The organism is Xanthomonas sp. LMG 12459, from assembly GCF_009192905.1.
Taxonomy (GTDB): domain Bacteria; phylum Pseudomonadota; class Gammaproteobacteria; order Xanthomonadales; family Xanthomonadaceae; genus Xanthomonas_A; species Xanthomonas_A sontii.
Genome location: NZ_NSGT01000022.1, coordinates 136,042 through 151,672, shown reverse-complemented (window position 1 = coordinate 151,672; position 15,631 = coordinate 136,042). Strand labels below are relative to the sequence as shown.

18 protein-coding genes, 1 other RNA gene and 1 pseudogene are annotated in these 15,631 nt (G+C 70.5%); 13 read left to right on the top strand and 7 right to left on the bottom strand.

Annotation, left to right across the window (positions count from 1 at the left end):
- Nucleotides 1–4 precede the first annotated feature (4 nt).
- From CEK65_RS05375 to CEK65_RS05335, 9 genes are all read left to right on the top strand, one after another.
- Nucleotides 5–226: a TIGR02449 family protein gene (locus tag CEK65_RS05375; RefSeq protein WP_017910437.1), complete on the top strand. Its 222-nt coding sequence runs from the start codon at nt 5–7 to the stop codon at nt 224–226.
- On the top strand, nt 223–516 hold the full coding sequence (locus CEK65_RS05370) for a cell division protein ZapA (RefSeq protein ID WP_017910438.1): 294 nt from the start codon (nt 223–225) through the stop codon (nt 514–516). Before CEK65_RS05375 ends, CEK65_RS05370 begins: the two co-directional genes overlap by 4 nt.
- Nucleotides 517–614: 98 nt before the next feature.
- Nucleotides 615–799: non-coding RNA, 6S RNA (gene ssrS / locus CEK65_RS05365), on the top strand.
- A 159-nt stretch (nt 800–958) separates the two neighbouring features.
- Complete coding sequence (locus CEK65_RS05360; protein ID WP_152181007.1) at nt 959–1,738, top strand: thioesterase family protein; 780 nt, start codon at nt 959–961, stop codon at nt 1,736–1,738.
- Between the two features lie 73 nt (nt 1,739–1,811).
- The gene (locus CEK65_RS05355; protein WP_043094869.1) at nt 1,812–2,405 is read left to right on the top strand and encodes a 5-formyltetrahydrofolate cyclo-ligase; all 594 of its coding nucleotides are present in this window, start codon (nt 1,812–1,814) and stop codon (nt 2,403–2,405) included.
- Nucleotides 2,402–2,872 (top strand): EVE domain-containing protein, encoded by a 471-nt coding sequence (locus CEK65_RS05350; protein WP_017915860.1) that lies wholly within the window; start codon nt 2,402–2,404, stop codon nt 2,870–2,872. Before CEK65_RS05355 ends, CEK65_RS05350 begins: the two co-directional genes overlap by 4 nt.
- 100 nt (nt 2,873–2,972) lie before the next feature.
- Nucleotides 2,973–3,620, top strand: a complete 648-nt coding sequence (gene rpiA / locus CEK65_RS05345; RefSeq protein WP_048491766.1) for a ribose-5-phosphate isomerase RpiA — start codon at nt 2,973–2,975, stop codon at nt 3,618–3,620.
- Between the two features lie 160 nt (nt 3,621–3,780).
- Entirely contained in the window at nt 3,781–4,233 is a 453-nt protein-coding gene (locus tag CEK65_RS05340) for a DUF192 domain-containing protein (protein WP_017910443.1), read from the top strand.
- A 118-nt stretch (nt 4,234–4,351) separates the two neighbouring features.
- A complete protein-coding gene (locus tag CEK65_RS05335) occupies nt 4,352–5,197 on the top strand; it encodes a SirB1 family protein (RefSeq protein WP_152181006.1) in 846 nt (281 codons plus the stop codon).
- A gap of 272 nt (nt 5,198–5,469) precedes the next feature.
- On the opposite strand, the gene CEK65_RS05330 is transcribed toward CEK65_RS05335, so the two are convergent.
- A complete protein-coding gene (locus CEK65_RS05330) occupies nt 5,470–5,715 on the bottom strand; it encodes a rubredoxin (RefSeq protein ID WP_223875626.1) in 246 nt (81 codons plus the stop codon).
- Between the two features lie 14 nt (nt 5,716–5,729).
- On the opposite strand from CEK65_RS05330, the gene thiE reads away from it, so the two are divergent.
- The gene (gene thiE / locus CEK65_RS05325; RefSeq protein WP_152181005.1) at nt 5,730–6,353 is read left to right on the top strand and encodes a thiamine phosphate synthase; all 624 of its coding nucleotides are present in this window, start codon (nt 5,730–5,732) and stop codon (nt 6,351–6,353) included.
- 582 nt (nt 6,354–6,935) lie between these two features.
- Entirely contained in the window at nt 6,936–8,228 is a 1,293-nt protein-coding gene (gene hemL, locus CEK65_RS05320; protein ID WP_152181004.1) for a glutamate-1-semialdehyde 2,1-aminomutase, read from the top strand.
- 73 nt (nt 8,229–8,301) lie between these two features.
- Here hemL and azu read toward each other — a convergent pair whose 3' ends face one another.
- Nucleotides 8,302–8,757, bottom strand: a complete 456-nt coding sequence (gene azu, locus CEK65_RS05315; protein ID WP_017910448.1) for an azurin — start codon at nt 8,755–8,757, stop codon at nt 8,302–8,304.
- 163 nt (nt 8,758–8,920) lie between these two features.
- Here azu and CEK65_RS05310 point away from each other — a divergent pair.
- Nucleotides 8,921–9,590: pseudogene (locus CEK65_RS05310) on the top strand (HAD-IA family hydrolase).
- Between the two features lie 9 nt (nt 9,591–9,599).
- On the opposite strand, the gene CEK65_RS05305 reads toward CEK65_RS05310, so the two are convergent.
- The gene (locus CEK65_RS05305; RefSeq protein ID WP_152181003.1) at nt 9,600–10,832 is read right to left on the bottom strand and encodes an acetylornithine transaminase; all 1,233 of its coding nucleotides are present in this window, start codon (nt 10,830–10,832) and stop codon (nt 9,600–9,602) included.
- Between the two features lie 321 nt (nt 10,833–11,153).
- On the opposite strand from CEK65_RS05305, the gene CEK65_RS05300 reads away from it, so the two are divergent.
- Nucleotides 11,154–12,023, top strand: a complete 870-nt coding sequence (locus CEK65_RS05300) for an ion transporter (RefSeq protein ID WP_017913432.1) — start codon at nt 11,154–11,156, stop codon at nt 12,021–12,023.
- 4 nt (nt 12,024–12,027) lie between these two features.
- On the opposite strand, the gene CEK65_RS05295 is transcribed toward CEK65_RS05300, so the two are convergent.
- The 4 genes from CEK65_RS05295 to CEK65_RS05280 all read right to left on the bottom strand — a co-directional run bounded on the left by CEK65_RS05295 (nt 12,028) and on the right by CEK65_RS05280 (nt 15,531).
- Complete coding sequence (locus CEK65_RS05295) at nt 12,028–12,450, bottom strand: VOC family protein (RefSeq protein WP_017910492.1); 423 nt, start codon at nt 12,448–12,450, stop codon at nt 12,028–12,030.
- Between the two features lie 115 nt (nt 12,451–12,565).
- A complete protein-coding gene (locus CEK65_RS05290) occupies nt 12,566–13,726 on the bottom strand; it encodes an ROK family transcriptional regulator (RefSeq protein WP_026144674.1) in 1,161 nt (386 codons plus the stop codon).
- A 193-nt stretch (nt 13,727–13,919) separates the two neighbouring features.
- A complete protein-coding gene (locus tag CEK65_RS05285) occupies nt 13,920–14,735 on the bottom strand; it encodes an NAD(P)-dependent oxidoreductase (RefSeq protein WP_152181002.1) in 816 nt (271 codons plus the stop codon).
- Nucleotides 14,736–14,868: 133 nt separating this feature from the next.
- Complete coding sequence (locus tag CEK65_RS05280; protein ID WP_017913428.1) at nt 14,869–15,531, bottom strand: serine/threonine-protein kinase; 663 nt, start codon at nt 15,529–15,531, stop codon at nt 14,869–14,871.
- Between the last annotated feature and the right edge of the window lie 100 nt (nt 15,532–15,631).

Below are 15,631 nucleotides of genomic sequence, written 5' to 3'. Positions count from 1 at the left end.
CGCCATGGACAGTCCTGACGCCCTCGCCGAGCTTCGCGCCCTTGCCGCACGCGTGGAAACGCTGGTCGAGCGCTGTCAGCGCCTGTCCGACGAGAACCGCAGCCTGCGCCAGCAGCAGGAACACCTGATCGGCGAGCGCTCGCAGTTGCTGACCAAGAACGAACAGGCGCGTTCGCGCGTGGAAGCGATGATCGCCCGGCTGAAGTCCCTGGAGCAGCACACGTGAGCGAGCCGGTCAGCGTCCGCATCCTCGACCGCGAATACACCGTTGGCGTCGAGGCCGAAGAACGCGATGGCCTGCTCGCCGCCGCGCGCCTGCTCGATGCGAAGATGCGCGAGGTGCGCGGCAGCAACCGCATGGCCGCGGTGGACCGCGTCGCCGTGCTCGCGGCGTTGAACCTGGCGCACGAGTTGCAGCAACTGCGCGACGAACAGGGGCAGCGCGAACGCGAGATGGCGCGCACACTCGCCGATCTCAATCGGCGTCTGGACAGCGTGGTCGATACGACGCGCTGATCCGCACGTGGCGCTGCGATCATCAACGTGAATTGCAACGTACCGAACGACCGACGAACGGACTAGCCAAGCGCGATCACGGCGCTATACTCCACTTGCGTTCTCTGCTGTGAACGACAGCGTGTGCAAACATTCGCCTTGTCCCTTAATGACGACCACGGGGTGGCGACGGAATCGGGAGTGCAGGTCCGCCTCGTAGCGGGAAGCCCGATGATTCTCCAGCCATCCCACTTGAACCCCGGGTTCAAGGTCGTTTCGCACGCATCGTCACGGCGGAGAATGCAATTTTTCCAGGAAACGGCGCCGCAAGGCGCCGTTTCCTTTTGTGCGCCCGCAGCGTGCGCCTTCACCACGCCGTCGCCGCCGGCGCATTGCAGGTGCCACGCGTTCTCGCACCGACCGAAACCCGGGATACTGGTCGCCCCATCACGGAGATCCCGGATTGCCGACGCTCGCCCAGATCCTCGACCGCTTCGACCCCGCCGCGGGATTCGACGTCCCCGCCAGCTGGCGACAAGGCCGCACCGCCTTCGGCGGCCTGTCCGCGGCGCTGGCGCTGCAGACCGCGCTGCGCACGGCACCGTCCGCGTTGCCGCCGCTGAAGTCGGCGCACATCGGCTTCGTCGGCCCCGCCGACGGCAGCCTGCGCTTCGATGCGCAGGTGCTGCGCCATGGCAAGTCCGCCACCTCCGTGGGCGTCGATTGTCTGGCCGACGGGCAGGTCGCCCTGCGCGCGGCCTTGCTGTTCGCGCAGCCGCGGCCCAGCCGCATCGCCCATGACTTCCTGCCGGCGCGGCCGGCGGTCGTCGGTCCCGACGAAGCGACCCCGATCGCCGACAGCGCGGCGACCCCGGCCTTCGTCGCCAACTTCGACATGCGCCTGGCCGGCGGCGCGCTGCCGCTGTCCGCCGCGGCCGATCCGGAGTTGCTGGTCTGGGCGCGCCATCGCGACGCCGCCGGCGTGGACCCGAGCGTGGCCCTGGTCGCGCTAGGCGACTGCCTGCCGCCGGCCGCGATGACCTGCTTCAGCGCACCGGCGCCGGTCAGTTCGATGACCTGGAGCCTGGACTTCCCGCAACCGGCCAGCGCCGGCGACTGGTTCCTGCTGCGCTCGGCCAGCCGCCATGCCGAGGACGGCTACTCGCTGCAGGACATGCAGATCTGGGATACGGCCGGGCGGCTGGTGCTGTGGGGCCGGCAGACGGTGGCGCTCTACGCGTGATCGTCGCGGCGGCGCCCTGGTCAGTGCGCGCGCCGCCGCCGACAATAGCGGCCTCCCTCGCCACGCCCGCCCGATGACCGCCGACGACCGCGACTCCCTGCGCCAGGACCTGCGCGCGCGCCGCCGCGCGCTCACCGCGCCCGTGCGCCTGGCCGCCGCCGATGCCTTGGCACAGCGACTGCTGGACCTGCCGTTCGCGCCGCAGCACGGCCATGTCGGCGGCTACTGGGCGATGGACGGGGAGATCGCCCTGCACCGCTGGCAACTGTCGCTGCCGGAGGCGGTGCAGTATTGCCTGCCGGTGCTCAGCGGCGACACCCTGCGCTTCGCGCCGTGGCGCCCCGGGCAGCCGCTGCGCGCCAACCGCTATGGCATCCCCGAACCCGACGTCGACCCGGCCACAACCCTGGCGCCGGAGCAGATGGCGCTGGTGGTGACGCCGCTGGTCGGCTTCGACACCGCCGGCGGCCGCCTGGGCATGGGGGGCGGCTGGTATGATCGCAGCTTCGCTTTCCGCCAGCGGCAGGCTCCGCCGCCCTGGCTGGTCGGGGCCGCCTTCGACGCGCAACAGGTCGCGGCTTTGCCGCTGGCGGCCTGGGACGTGGCGCTGGACGCGGTCTGCACCGAATCCCTCACCCTGTCGACCGCGCCCGATTCCCCCGCATGACCGCACGCACCCGCTATTGGCTGATGAAGTCCGAACCGGACGCCTTCTCGATCGACGACCTGCAGCGGGTCGGCACCGAGCCCTGGAACGGCGTGCGCAACTACCAGGCGCGCAACTTCATGCGCGACGGCATGAAGGTCGGCGACGGCATCCTGTTCTACCACTCCAACTGCAAGGTGCCGGGCATCGTCGGCGTGGCGCGCGTGGCCAGCCAGGCCTATCCCGACGCCACCCAGTTCGACCCGTCTTCCGACTACCACGACCCCAAGGCCACCCCGGAGCAACCGCGCTGGTACCTGGTGGACGTGGCGTTCGAGCGCAAGCTGGCGCGCACCATCGCCCTGGACGAGATCAAGCAGCACGCCGACGCGCTGGGCGAGGGCTTCCCGCTGGTCGCCCGCGGCAACCGCCTGTCCGTGTTCCCGGTCAGCGCCGCGCAGTGGAAGCTGCTGCTTTCGCTCGAATAGCCGGGATTCGGGAGTGGGGATTGGGGATTCGCCCGGCCCCATCCGCCGACCCGCTTTTCACGAATCCCCAATCCCGAATCCCCACTCCCGAGCTCTCCAAATGTCAGAAGCCAAGCGTCTTGCCGCCGAGAAAGCCATCGACTACGTCCAGGACGGGATGATCGTCGGCGTCGGCACCGGTTCCACCGTCGCCTATTTCATCGACGCGCTCGGCCGCATCGGCCACCGCATCAAGGGCGCGGTGTCCAGTTCCGAGCAGAGCACCGCGCGCCTGCGCCAGCACGGCATCGAGGTGCTGGAGCTGAACCACACCGGCAACCTGTCGCTGTACGTGGACGGCGCCGACGAGTGCGATCCGAACAAGTGCCTGATCAAGGGCGGCGGCGCCGCGCTGACCCGCGAGAAGATCATCGCCGAGGCCAGCGAGCGCTTCATCTGCATCGTCGACCCGAGCAAGCAGGTGCAGACCCTGGGCGCGTTCCCGCTGCCGATCGAAGTGATCCCGATGGCGCGCAGCCTGGTCGCCCGCGAGATCCTGGCGCGCACCGGCGGCCAGCCGGTCTGGCGCGACGGCGTGATCACCGACAACGGCAACGTGGTGCTGGACGTGCACCACCTGTCGATCACCGACCCGGTGGCGCTCGAGCGCGAACTGAACCAGATCCCGGGCGTGGTCTGCGTCGGCCTGTTCGCACGCCGCCCGGCCGACGTGGTGATCGTCGGTGGCGAGCCGCCGCGCGTCCTGTAGGACGCGCGCTGTCGCGCGCGTGGGATTGGGGATTCGGGATTGGGGATTCACAAAAGCGAGAACCCCGGCTCTGGCGGATCCCCAATCCCGACTCCCCGCTCTTGACGCCACGCGCACCTTGCAACAAGGTGCGCGCTGTCCTCCCTGCCCTGGTCCGCCCATGTCCCTCTTCCGCGCGCTCTGCGTCCTTCTCCTGCTTGCCCTCAGCGGTTGCGCCAGCGCCGGTGGCGACCATTGGGTGGAATTGGGCGGACATCGCTACGAAGTGGAACTGGCGCAGAACGATGCGACGCGCGCGCGCGGGCTGATGTTCCGCGACCAGATGGAAACCGACCACGGCATGCTGTTCATCCACGACCGCGAGGAACCGCAGGCGTACTGGATGAAGAACACCAAGATCCCGCTGGACATCCTGTACTTCGACAACCAGCGCAAGCTGGTGGCGCAGCAGCGCGACGTGCCGCCGTGCTCGGCCGGCGACGCCTGCCCGCCCTACCCGAGCAACGCGCCGGCGCGCTACGTGCTCGAACTCAACGCCGGCCAGGCCGAGCAGTTGAAGCTGCAGGACGGCACCGAACTGCGTTTCGGCCCGGGAATTCCGCAGGGCCACTGACCCGTCAACGGTGCCGGCGGCGTCGGGAAAAGGCCCCGCGACCACGGCGCTGAACCCGACACCGCTGTCGGGAACGGCCGGACTTGATCGGACCCGGCTTTGCCGCCAGTCTTGGGCCATGGCCGCCCCATTGACATTGCCGAGCTGGAATACCCTGGCCGCACTGGATGACGATGCCCTGCCGCTGCTGGCGACCGCGCTGCTGATCGCCCGCGACGAATATCCGGAGCTGGACGCCACCCATTACGACACCCTGGCGCAGAGTCATGCCGACCACCTGCGGCACGAGGTGGCGATGATCGAGCAGTGGCCGCTGAAGATGGCGGCGATCAATCGCCACCTGTTCGAAGAACTGGGCTATAGCGGCAACCACGACGAGTATTACGACCCGCGCAACAGCTACATGAACCAGGTGTTCGAGCGCCGCCTGGGCAACCCGATCTCGCTGGCGCTGGTGCAGATGGACGTGGCACGGCGCCTGGACATCCCGCTCGACGGCGTGTCCTTCCCCGGGCATTTCCTGGTGCGCCTGCCGGTGGACGACGGCCTGCTGGTGATGGACCCGTTCAACGGCGGGCGCCCGCTGGCGGTGGAGGAACTGCGCGAGCGCGCGCGGCCGCACATGGGCGGCGAAAGCCCGGACGACCGCGCGCTGCTGCAGATCCTGGACCCGGCGCCGCACCGCGCGATCCTCGCCCGGGTCCTGCGCAACCTGCACGGCCTGTATGCCGAACGCGACGAGTGGGACCGCGCCGCACGCAGCGCCGACCGCGTGCTCAAGCTGATGCCGGACCAGCCCGAAGCCCTGCGCGACCGCGGCATGGCCTACCTGCAGATGGACTACGTCCCCGGCGCGCGCCGCGACCTGGGCCGCTATCTGCAACTGAACCCCGAGGCCTCCGACGCCTTGCCGATCCGCGAGCGCCTGGTGGAACTGAGCGCGCGAGCGCAGCGGATGCATTGACGCTGGGAATGGGGAGAGGGGAATCGGGAATGGGAAAAGCGCATGCCCTGAGGCTCAGAGGTTGCTGACCTGATCAAGCCGTCATGGATAACCGACCGAATCGATCATCGAACGTCGGCGGACATGCGGCTCTCCCGAGTATCGGCCTTGCGATCCGACCACCCGGCCTCGCGATGTCTGCCTGCCAGCCCTGAAACTGGCCGCCGCGTGAAGCCTGCAAGGCACGGGAGTCGCTGTCCCACTCCCGATTCCCCATTCTCCAATCCCAGCCGTCAATCCATCTCCACCATCTCGAAATCGTCCTTGGTCACGCCGCAGTCCGGGCAGGTCCAGGTGTCGGGCACGTCGTCCCAGCGGGTGCCGGGGGCGATGCCTTCTTCCGGCAGGCCGTCGGCCTCGTTGTAGATGAACCCGCAGACGACGCACATCCAAGTGCGATAGGTGGTGGCGCTGGCGTCGCTCATTGGATAATCGCAGGTCACAGTCGGAACGGCATTGTCCCATCGCCGCCGACGCATCGGAAGGCTTGGCCATGAACGCATCCCCGGCGCCGCGCGGCGTGTACCTGATCACCCCCGACGAGGCCGACGGCGCGCGTCTGCTGGCACGGGTGGCGCCGCTGCTGGACCAGGGCGTGACCTGGCTGCAATACCGCAACAAGCGCGCCGACGCGGCGCAACGGCGCGAGCAGGCCGCGGCGCTGCAAACGCTGTGCGCACAGGCCGGCGTGCCGCTGATCGTCAACGACGACGTCGCGCTGGCGCAGGCGGTGGGCGCGGCCGGCGTGCACCTGGGCGAGGACGACGGCGATCTGGCCGCCGCGCGCGCCGCGCTCGGGCCGCAGGCATTGATCGGCGCCTCCTGTTACGACGATCTGACCCTGGCCCGCAACGCCGCGGCGGCTGGCGCCAGCTATGTCGCCTTCGGCGCCTTCTTCCCCACCCGCAGCAAGGTCACCACGCGCCGCGCCACGCCTGACCTGCTGCGCAATGCGGCAGCGCTGGGCCTGCCGCGCGTGGCGATCGGCGGCCTCACGCCGGACAACGCGCGTCCGCTGGTGGCGGCCGGCGCCGATCTGCTGGCGGTGATCAGCGGCGTGTTCGATGCGCCCGATCCGCGCGCGGCACTGGCCGCGTACCGGGCGTGTTTCGACTGAGGCGCAAGCGCTTCCCTTCTCCCCTCGGGACCATGGCCCCCTTTTCGGGGGAAGGTGCCCCGAAGGGGCGGATGAGGGTACGGGCGCAGCCTCGTGCACCCAAACACCGCGCGTCGCTCCGCGCCGGACCCTCACCCCAACCCCTCTCCCGACGGGAGAGGGGCTAGCCGCTCCCTTCTCCCGCCGGGAGAAGGTGGCCCGAAGGGCCGGATGAGGGTACGGGCGCAGCCTCGTGCACCCAAACAGCGCGCGTCGCTGCGCGCCGCCCCCTCACCCCAACCCCTCTCCCGACGGGAGAGGGGCTTAACGCTGTTCCTTCTCCCTGTGGGAGAAGGTGCCCCGCGGGGGCGGATGAGGGCACGAGCGCAGCCTCATGCACCCAAACATCGCGCGTCGCTGCGCGCCGGACCCTCACCCCAACCCCTCTCACGGTGGGAGAGGGGCTTGAAGCAAATCCACGGCGCGGCGCCGGCTGCGGCAGGATCGACGACATGGCGCACACCGGCGGCAGCCGCGACAATAGACGGCCTCGCTCCGCGCCCGGCCGGTCGGCCCGGCCAGCATCGCCAAGGATTTCCGCTCATGTCCCATTCCCGCTCGCACGCCCTGTTCGCCCAAGCGCAATCGCTGATTCCCGGCGGCGTCAATTCGCCGGTGCGCGCCTTCAAGTCGGTGGGCGGCGAGCCGTTCTTCGTGCAGCGCGCCGATGGCCCGTACCTGTACGACGTCGACGGCAACCGCTACATCGACTACGTGGGCTCGTGGGGGCCGATGATCGCCGGGCACAACCATCCGGCGGTGCGTGAGGCAGTGCAGCGTGCGATCGGCGATGGGCTGTCGTTCGGCGCGCCATGCCCGGCCGAGGTGACGATGGCGCAGACCATCACCCGGCTGGTGCCGTCCTGCGAGATGGTGCGCATGGTCAACTCCGGCACCGAGGCCACGCTGTCGGCGGTGCGGCTGGCGCGCGGCGCCACCGGGCGCAACCGCATCGTCAAGTTCGAAGGCTGCTACCACGGCCACGGCGATTCGTTCCTGGTCAAGGCCGGCAGCGGCATGCTGACCCTGGGCGTGCCGACCTCGCCGGGCGTGCCGGCCGGCCTGAGCGAACTTACCGCCACCCTGGCCTACAACAATGCCGAGGATGCCACCGCGCTGTTCGAGGAGATCGGCCACGAGATCGCCGCGGTCATCATCGAGCCCGTGGTCGGCAACGCCAACTGCATCCCGCCGCGTCCGGGCTATCTGCAGCACCTGCGCGACCTGTGCACGCAGCACGGCGCGCTGCTGATCTTCGACGAGGTGATGACCGGGTTCCGCGTCGCCCTGGGCGGCGCGCAGGCGCACTACGGGGTCACGCCGGACCTGACCACCTTCGGCAAGATCATCGGTGGCGGCATGCCGGTGGGCGCCTATGGCGGGCGCGCCGAGCTGATGCGGCAGGTGGCGCCGTCCGGGCCGATCTACCAGGCCGGCACGCTCAGCGGCAATCCGGTGGCGATGGCCGCCGGGCTGGCGATGCTGGAACTGATCCAGGAACCGGGCTTCCACCAGCGCCTGGACGCGGCCACCGCGCAGCTGTGCGCCGGCCTGGAAGCCGCTGCGGCGGCGGCCGGCGTGGCGGTCACCACCAACCAGGTCGGCGCGATGTTCGGGCTGTTCTTCACCACCGAGAAGGTGGAGACCTATGCGCAGGCCACCGCCTGCGACACCGCCGCGTTCAACCGCTTCTTCCACGCGATGCTGGAGCGCGGTGTGTTCCTGGCGCCGTCGGCCTACGAGGCCGGCTTCGTCTCCAGTGCGCACGACCAGGACGTGCTGGAGGCCACCCTGGCCGCGGCGCGCGAGGCGTTCGCGGTGGTCGCCGCCGGCTGAGATGCCGGTGCCACGACCCTGGCATGACGACAACGCGCGGCGCCGATGGCCGGCGCCGCGCCGCTGCGCTGGATCAACCGAACACGAACTTGCCCTTCATCACCGCCCAGTGTCCCGGGAACGAGCAGAAGAAGGTGTAGTCCCCGCCCTTGCTGAGCTTGGCGGTGGAGAACTTGACCGTGTCCGACTGCCCGGCGCCGATCACCTTGGTGTGGGCGATGATCCGCGGATCGTTCTTGGGCAGGTAGTTGTCGGCCAGGCTGGAACTGGTGCCGGCATTGGCCACCGCCTGGAAATCCGGGGTCTTGGTCAGCACCCAGTTGTGGCCCATCACCGCGGCGGCGAGCTTGCCGCTGTGCTTGAGCGTCACCGCCACCTCGGTGCAATCGGCCGCGACCTTGATCTGGGTCTGGTCGTAGGACATCTGGTCGGTGCCGGTGATGGTCACCGCGCAGGTCTTGGCCCAGGCGGCAGGCGCGAACGCGAGGCCGGCAAGGACGAGCAGCAGGGATGGAAACTTGGTGTTCAAGGCGGGTTCCTCGGCAAGAAAGACAACACTGCGCCACGGCAGGTCGCGCGCGTGGCGGCGTGCCCCGACTGTCCGCCGGCCCGCGATGGCTTGTCAACGAGAAGCGATGGCGCATTGCATCATCGGCACGCGGCGGCGACCCCGCAGAGCGGCGTGAGCTTCGCTGCTCCCGCGCCACGCCAGCCGCCACTCACCCAGGCCTCCTCATGTCCGCAATGACCCGCGCGCGGCCGGCGCTGCTGCTGCTCGATTTCGACGGCGTGCTGGCGCGCTACACGCGTGCCGACCGCATCGCCACGCTGGCCGCGCACTACAGCTGCGAGGCCGCACAGGTCCGCGAGGTCCTGTTCGGTTCCGGACTGGAGACCGCCTACGACGGCGGCGAACTCGACACCGCCGCCTACCTGCAGCGATTGAGCGCGGGCCTGGGCGCCGTCGTGGACGCGGACGCGTGGATCGCCGCGCGGGTGGCGGCCAGCCGCGCCGACGCCGGTGTGGTCGCGCAGGTGCTGGCCGTCGCCGAGCGCGTGGCCATCGGCGTGCTGACCAACAACGGTGCGCTGATGGCGCAGGCGATGCCGCAGATCGTGCCCGCGCTGTTCCCGCTGCTGCACGGACGCGTGCTGTGCAGCGGCAGCCTGGGCGGGCGCAAGCCGGACGGGACGGTGTATCGGCACGCGCTGGCGCACTTCGATGTCGCCCCGCGGCAGGCGCTGTTCATCGACGACCTGTTCGTCAACGTGCGCGGCGCCCGCGCGATCGGCATGGCCGCGGAAACCGCCAGCGGCGCGCGCGCCCTGCGCCGCGCGCTGGCGCGGCACGGCCTGGGCTGAGTCGCCGGCTCAGCGCGCGGCGAGGTAGGCGCGCAGCGCGCTGCGCAAGCGCGCCAGGCCTTCGCTCAGTTCGGCATCGGTGAGGTTGAGCGCGGGCACGAAGCGCAGCACGTCCGGGCCCGCCTGCAGGATCAGCAAACCATGCGCGGCGGCGTGGTCGAGGATGGCGCCGGCCTGTCCGGCATGTGCCGGCGCCAGCACCGCACCCAGCATCAGCCCGCGGCCGCGAACCTGCGAGAACAACGCGAACTCGTCGTTGAGCGCCGCCAGGCCGGCACGCAGCGCCGCCGATTGCCGCGACACGTTGGCGGCGATCGCCGTCGAGGCCAGCTTGCGCAGCGCCACCCGCGCCACCGCCGCGGCCAGCGGGTTGCCGCCGAAGGTGGTACCGTGCGCGCCGAACTGCATGGTCTCGGCGACCTTCGGCCCGGCCAGCATCGCGCCGATCGGGAAGCCGCCGCCCAGCGCCTTGGCCAGGGTCACGATGTCGGGAGTGATCTGGTCCTGCCAGTGCGCGAACAGGGTGCCGGTGCGGCCCATGCCGCACTGGATCTCGTCCAGCACCAGCAGCGCGCCGTGGTGGTCGCACAGCGCCCGCACCTGCGCCAGGAAGCCCGGCGCCGCCGGCATCACCCCGCCCTCGCCCTGCACCGGCTCCAGCATCACCGCGGCCACATCGCCGGCGGCCATCGCCGTTTCCAGCTGCACGATGTCGTTGAAGTCGACGTAGCGGAAACCGCCGGGCAGCGGCTCGTAGCCTTCCTGGTACTTGGGCTGCGCGGTGGCGGTCACCGCGGCCAGGGTGCGGCCGTGGAAGCTGCCGCGGAAGGTGACGATCACCCGCCGCTGCGGCGGACGGCCCTGGGCGGTGGCCCACTTGCGCACCAGCTTGATCGCCGCCTCGTTGGCCTCGGCGCCGGAATTGCACAGATACGCCTTCTCCGCGAAGCGCGAGGCCACCACCAGTTCCTCGACCAGGCGCAGCGGCGGCTCGCTGTAGAACACGTTGCTGGTGTGCCACAGCTTGCCGGCCTGTTCGAGCAGCGCCGCCTGCAGGTCCGGATCGTTGTGGCCGAGCCCGCACACGGCGATGCCGGCGGACAGATCGATGTAGTCGCGTCCCTCGCTGTCCCACACCCGCGCGCCCTGGCCGCGCTCCAGCACCAGTTGGCGCGGACGGTAGATCGGCAGCGCGTAGCGTTGGCCGAGGGCGATCAGCTCCGCGGCGGAAGAAGCGGTCATCGAGGCAGTCCTGCGGGGAAAGCGCCGATTATAAGACCGCCGGCAGCGCTCGGCCGGGGACTGCCGGCCGCCGCCTGGACCGACGGGGCGGCAGGCTGCTGTGCCACACCGCCGCCGCCCGCGCGCGTGCCACAGCAACCCCGCCAGGCCGTTGCTCGACATGTGGTAGGGACTTCAGTCCCGACGCGTCAGCGCGACGGCGTCGGGGCGGAAGCCCCTCCCACAGGGGGCTCTCCGGCAGCCGCGTCGCATCCGATCAGGACGCCGCCTGCCGCGGCGCGCGCGCCCGCGACCGCAAGGCGGCTCGGGTAGCATGGGCGCATGCGATTTTTCCTCGATTCCCCGCTCGCCCCGGCGACCGAGCACGGCTGGCGGCGCCGCTGGTTCGACATCATCTATCGGCACGACACCACGCCTTCGCGCAACTTCGACCTGTTGCTGGTCGCGGCGATCCTGGCCAGCGTCGCGGTGATCCTGGTCGACAGCGTGCCGGCGCTGCACAGCCGTTACGCCGGCGCGCTGTACGTGCTGGAGTGGGGCTTCACCGTGCTGTTCACCGCCGAGTACGCCTTGCGCCTGGCCACGGTGCAGCGGCCGCTGCGCTACGCGCTGAGCTTCTGGGGCGTGATCGACCTGTTGTCGATCCTGCCCACCTACATCTCGTTTCTGCTGCCCGGTGCGCAGACCCTGCTGGTGGTGCGCGTGCTGCGGGTGCTGCGGCTGTTCCGCATCCTCAAGCTGACCCGCTACGTCGAGGAAAGCAGCCTGCTGGTCGATGCGTTGTGGCGCAGCCGGCGCAAGGTGTTCGTGTTCCTGTTCACGGTGATCACCCTGGTGGTGATCTTCGGCGCACTGATGTACGTGGTCGAAGGCCCGGCCAACGGCTTCACCAGCATCCCCACCGCGATGTATTGGGCGGTGGTGACGATGGCCACGGTCGGCTTCGGCGACATCGCCCCGCTCACCCCGCTGGGCCGCGCCATCACCTCGGTGCTGATCCTGATCGGCTACAGCATCATCGCCGTGCCCACCGGCATCTACACCGCGGAACTGGCCAACAGCCTGCGCGATGCCGACCGCAGCCGCGCGCCGGATCGGCGCACCTGCGCGCACTGCGGCCTGCACGGCCACGACCGCAACGCCGGCTATTGCCGGGGCTGCGGCCAGGCGTTGCCCGAGACGGTGCCCTGAGCCCTTACCAGACGCCCGTGTTCGGCATCGACGCCCACGGCTCGGCCGGCGCCAGCGCCTCGCCCTTCTGCAGCAGCTCGATCGAGATCAGGTCCGGGCTGCGCACGAAGGCCATGCGCCCGTCGCGCGGCGGACGGTTGATGGTCACGCCGAGCGACTGCAGGTGCGCGCAAAGGGCGTAGATGTCGTCGACCTCGAAGGCCAGGTGGCCGAAGTTGCGGGCGCTGCCGTAGTCCTCGTCCGAGCCCCAGTTGTAGGTCAGTTCGACCTCGGCTTCCGGGTTCTCCGGCGCGCCGAAGTACACCAGGGTGAACTTGCCGGCTTCGTTCTCGATGCGGCGGGTTTCGTGCAGGCCCAGGCCTTCGGTGAAGAACGTGCTGGTCTTCTCCAGGTCGTGGACGCGGATCATGGCGTGCAGGTATTTCATCGTGACAGCTCCGAGAGTGGGGGATGGGACGCGCCGTACCGCGATGGCGCGCGGAAAGGGCGCATAGGGTAGCGCCGGCGGCGTGCAGGCATGGCGACGCCGCGGCGGGACCGGTTCAGCGGAAATAGCAGGCCTTCAACGGCAGCGCCGCCGCGCCCACCGCGCTGGCATCGGCGGTGGCCGCGGCCGGCAGCAGCACCGGCAACGGCCGCGCCTGGCCGCGGCGCGGCTGGTTGTCGATGCGCACGTGCGGAATCAGCCGCGTCGCCAGCTCGCGCGGCATGCGCCCGCCGAACACCACCGCCTGCGGATCGAAGATCGCCACGATCGCCGACACGATCAGCGACAGGCCCGGCGCCACCCGCGCGATCCAGCGCTCGATCGCCGGCCACGCCGGATCGTAGGCGGCCAGCAGCGCGCGGATGTCGGGCAGCGCGATGCCGTCTTCGGCCAGCAGTTGCCGCAACAGTTCCAGCGTGCCGCGCTCCAGCCCCTGCTGCGGCAGCATGCCGGCGAATTCGCCGGCGTTGCCGTGCGCGCCGCGCAGGCAGGTGCCGTCGATCACCACGCCGCCGCCCAGGCCGTAATTGAAGTGCAGATAGGCGAAGTCGCGGTACTGGCGGCCGATGCCGAGCAGGCTCTCGCCCGCCGCCGCCACCGTGCCGTCGTTGTCCACCCACACCGGCAGGCCCAGTGCCTCGGCCAGCCAGTCGCCGATCGACAGCTCGCCCAGCGCGCGCAGCGGCTCGGGCGGATTCATGTGCACACCGTCCTCGACGAAGAAACCGGTCATCGCCACCCCCGCGCCCAGGCGCGGACCCAGCCCGGCGCCGGCCGCCGCGGTCAGCGCCGCATCGGCCTCGCGCAGTTGCGCCAGCAACGCGGCCGGCTCGGTCGAGCGCAGCGCATGCTCGGCGGTGCCGCGGATCTGCCCGCTGAAATCCAGCAACGCCAGCGACAGCGCGTCGGTCGCGATCGCATAGCCGACGGTATGGCCGTAGCCGGGATTGAGCGCGATGCCCGCGCCCGGCTTGCCGCGGCCCGCGTGCGCCAGCGAGGCGCCGATCGCGACCAGGCCGCGCTCGGCCAGCGCGTCGACCAGGCGCACCGCCGACTGCACGGTCAGCCCGGTGCTGCGGCTGAGATCGGCGCGGGTGGCGGTGCCGGCCAGGCGCAGGCGATCGAGCATGTGCCGCTCGTTGTCGCTGAGATCGGCGTGGATGGCGTGGCGGGACTCGGGAAGACGCGGCAGGGCGACGGCGACTGGAGCGGGCATGGGCGGCGGTGGCATCAAGACCCGGGCAGCATAGCCGCGCCACGCGTGGTCATCGCGGCAGCGAACGCGATCGGATGGAACAGAGCGTTTGTGCAACGCGTCGCCGCGCGTAGCCGGCGCGTTGCGATCGCGGCCTCGCAACGCCCGCAACGCGCGGCCGCGGCACACCCGGCACGCACGGCCACGCCGGGTCTCAGTCCAGGAACAGATCCGGCAGCATCGGCTGCGACGGATCCAGCGCGTAGCCGGACAGGTCGTGCACGCCCGCCTCGGCCAGCACCGCGTCGTCGATCAGGAACTGGCCATAGAAACCGGCCGCCGGCCGGGTCAGCACGGCGTGCGCGGCGTCGGCCATGATCTCCGGGCGGCGGCCGTTGCCGGCCTCGACGCCAGGGATCATGTTCAGCGCCTCGGTGGCGATCAACGTGCGCGGCCACAGCGCATTGACGGCAACGCCCTGCGGGCCGAACTCGCCGGCCAGGCCCAGGGTGACGAAGCTCATGCCCATCTTCGCCAGCGTGTAGCCGGTATGCGGCGCCCACCACTTCGGGTCCAGCGACGGCGGCGGCGCCAGGGTCAGGATGTGCGGGTTGGCGCTGCGCAGCAGGTGCGGCAGGCAGGCCTGGGCGCACAGGAAACTGCCGCGCGCGTTGACCTGCTGCATCAGGTCGAAGCGCTTCATCGGCGTGTCCAGCGCACCGCGCAGCCAGATCGCGCTGGCGTTGTTGACCAGGATATCGATGCCGCCGAAGGCCTCCACCGTCGCCGCCACAGCCGCACGCACCTGCTCCTCCTCGCGGATGTCGCACTTCAGCGCCAGCGCGCGCCCACCGGCCGCCTCCACCGCCGCCGCGGCGGTGTGGATGGTGCCGGGCAGCTTGGGATTGGGCACCGCCGACTTCGCTGCGATCGCCACATTGGCGCCATCGCGCGCCGCCCGCAGCGCGATCGCCAGCCCGATGCCGCGCGAGGCGCCGGTGATTAGGAGGGTTTTGCCTTTCAGGGTCATTGGAGTGGGAATGGAGAATGGGGAACCGGGAATGGGAAAAGCTTAGCGCCTTCTCGCCGCGTGCCCGTCAGACCAGACGCACGCGGATTCCGTTTTTTCCATTCCCCATTCTCCATTCCCCACTCCCGGCCCCTCAGGGCTTCGGCCCCTGCCCCTCGTTGTCTTCCCACTTGAGCAGGCGCCGGGTGACGAAGCGATAGACCGGCTTGCCGCTGGCGAACCACAGTTCACGCACCCAGGAATGGCGCTTGAGCAGGCGCCGCTCGACCGGGGTCAGCGCGTGCGCGCAGTACATGCGCTTGTGCTTGAGCAGATGGCGCAGGTCCTCGCGCGCCAGCAGGCGCATCCAGCGCGAACGCGGCGCGCCGCGCACGGCCAGTTGGAAATCGATCAGCGCCGGGCTGCCGTCGGCCAGCACCAGCCAGTTGGCCTCCTTGGCCAGGTCGTTGTGCGCCACCCCGCGCCGATGCACCTGCTGCAGCAGGCGCCGCGCGGCGCGGAAGTAGGCCAGGTCGCCGCGCGGCGGCCGCTGGTACATCGCCGCGCCGTCCAGATAACTGCGATCCAGGAAGGTGCCGTCCCAGCCGCGCAGCTGCGGCGTCGCCGCCATGCCGTTCAGCTGCCGCAGGGCGAGCGCCTCGCGCCGCGCCAGCCACCATGCGGGCAGCCGCAGCCACCACGGCGAGGCGGTGAGGTCGCGGCGGACGAAGCGCGCCTCGCCCTCGCCCAGCAGCAGGATGCGGCCGAAGCTGTCGGCCTTGAGGATCTGGACGGTGCGGGAGGCGGGGGCAGGCATCCGGCCAGTGTAGAGCGTGCGACGCGGTTTGACGGGTCTGCGCGGTCGCCCGCCACTTCCAGGCAGGCACCTGGTCCGGTGCTGCTCACCTGGGCGTCGT

Bases quoted from the DNA above. Each gene is read 5' to 3' on its own strand.
- CEK65_RS05290 (WP_026144674.1), bottom strand. From the start codon at position 13,726: ATGCCCGCTCCAGTCGCCGTCGCCCTGCCGCGTCTTCCCGAGTCCCGC.
- rpiA (WP_048491766.1), top strand. From the start codon at position 2,973: ATGTCAGAAGCCAAGCGTCTTGCCGCCGAGAAAGCCATCGACTACGTC.
- thiE (WP_152181005.1), top strand. From the start codon at position 5,730: ATGAACGCATCCCCGGCGCCGCGCGGCGTGTACCTGATCACCCCCGAC.
- CEK65_RS05355 (WP_043094869.1), top strand. From the start codon at position 1,812: ATGACCGCCGACGACCGCGACTCCCTGCGCCAGGACCTGCGCGCGCGC.
- CEK65_RS05280 (WP_017913428.1), bottom strand. From the start codon at position 15,531: ATGCCTGCCCCCGCCTCCCGCACCGTCCAGATCCTCAAGGCCGACAGC.
- CEK65_RS05350 (WP_017915860.1), top strand. From the start codon at position 2,402: ATGACCGCACGCACCCGCTATTGGCTGATGAAGTCCGAACCGGACGCC.
- CEK65_RS05340 (WP_017910443.1), top strand. From the start codon at position 3,781: ATGTCCCTCTTCCGCGCGCTCTGCGTCCTTCTCCTGCTTGCCCTCAGC.
- CEK65_RS05375 (WP_017910437.1), top strand. From the start codon at position 5: ATGGACAGTCCTGACGCCCTCGCCGAGCTTCGCGCCCTTGCCGCACGC.
- CEK65_RS05330 (WP_223875626.1), bottom strand. From the start codon at position 5,715: ATGCGTCGGCGGCGATGGGACAATGCCGTTCCGACTGTGACCTGCGAT.
- CEK65_RS05300 (WP_017913432.1), top strand. From the start codon at position 11,154: ATGCGATTTTTCCTCGATTCCCCGCTCGCCCCGGCGACCGAGCACGGC.
- CEK65_RS05335 (WP_152181006.1), top strand. From the start codon at position 4,352: ATGGCCGCCCCATTGACATTGCCGAGCTGGAATACCCTGGCCGCACTG.
- hemL (WP_152181004.1), top strand. From the start codon at position 6,936: ATGTCCCATTCCCGCTCGCACGCCCTGTTCGCCCAAGCGCAATCGCTG.
- CEK65_RS05305 (WP_152181003.1), bottom strand. From the start codon at position 10,832: ATGACCGCTTCTTCCGCCGCGGAGCTGATCGCCCTCGGCCAACGCTAC.
- CEK65_RS05295 (WP_017910492.1), bottom strand. From the start codon at position 12,450: ATGAAATACCTGCACGCCATGATCCGCGTCCACGACCTGGAGAAGACC.
- CEK65_RS05285 (WP_152181002.1), bottom strand. From the start codon at position 14,735: ATGACCCTGAAAGGCAAAACCCTCCTAATCACCGGCGCCTCGCGCGGC.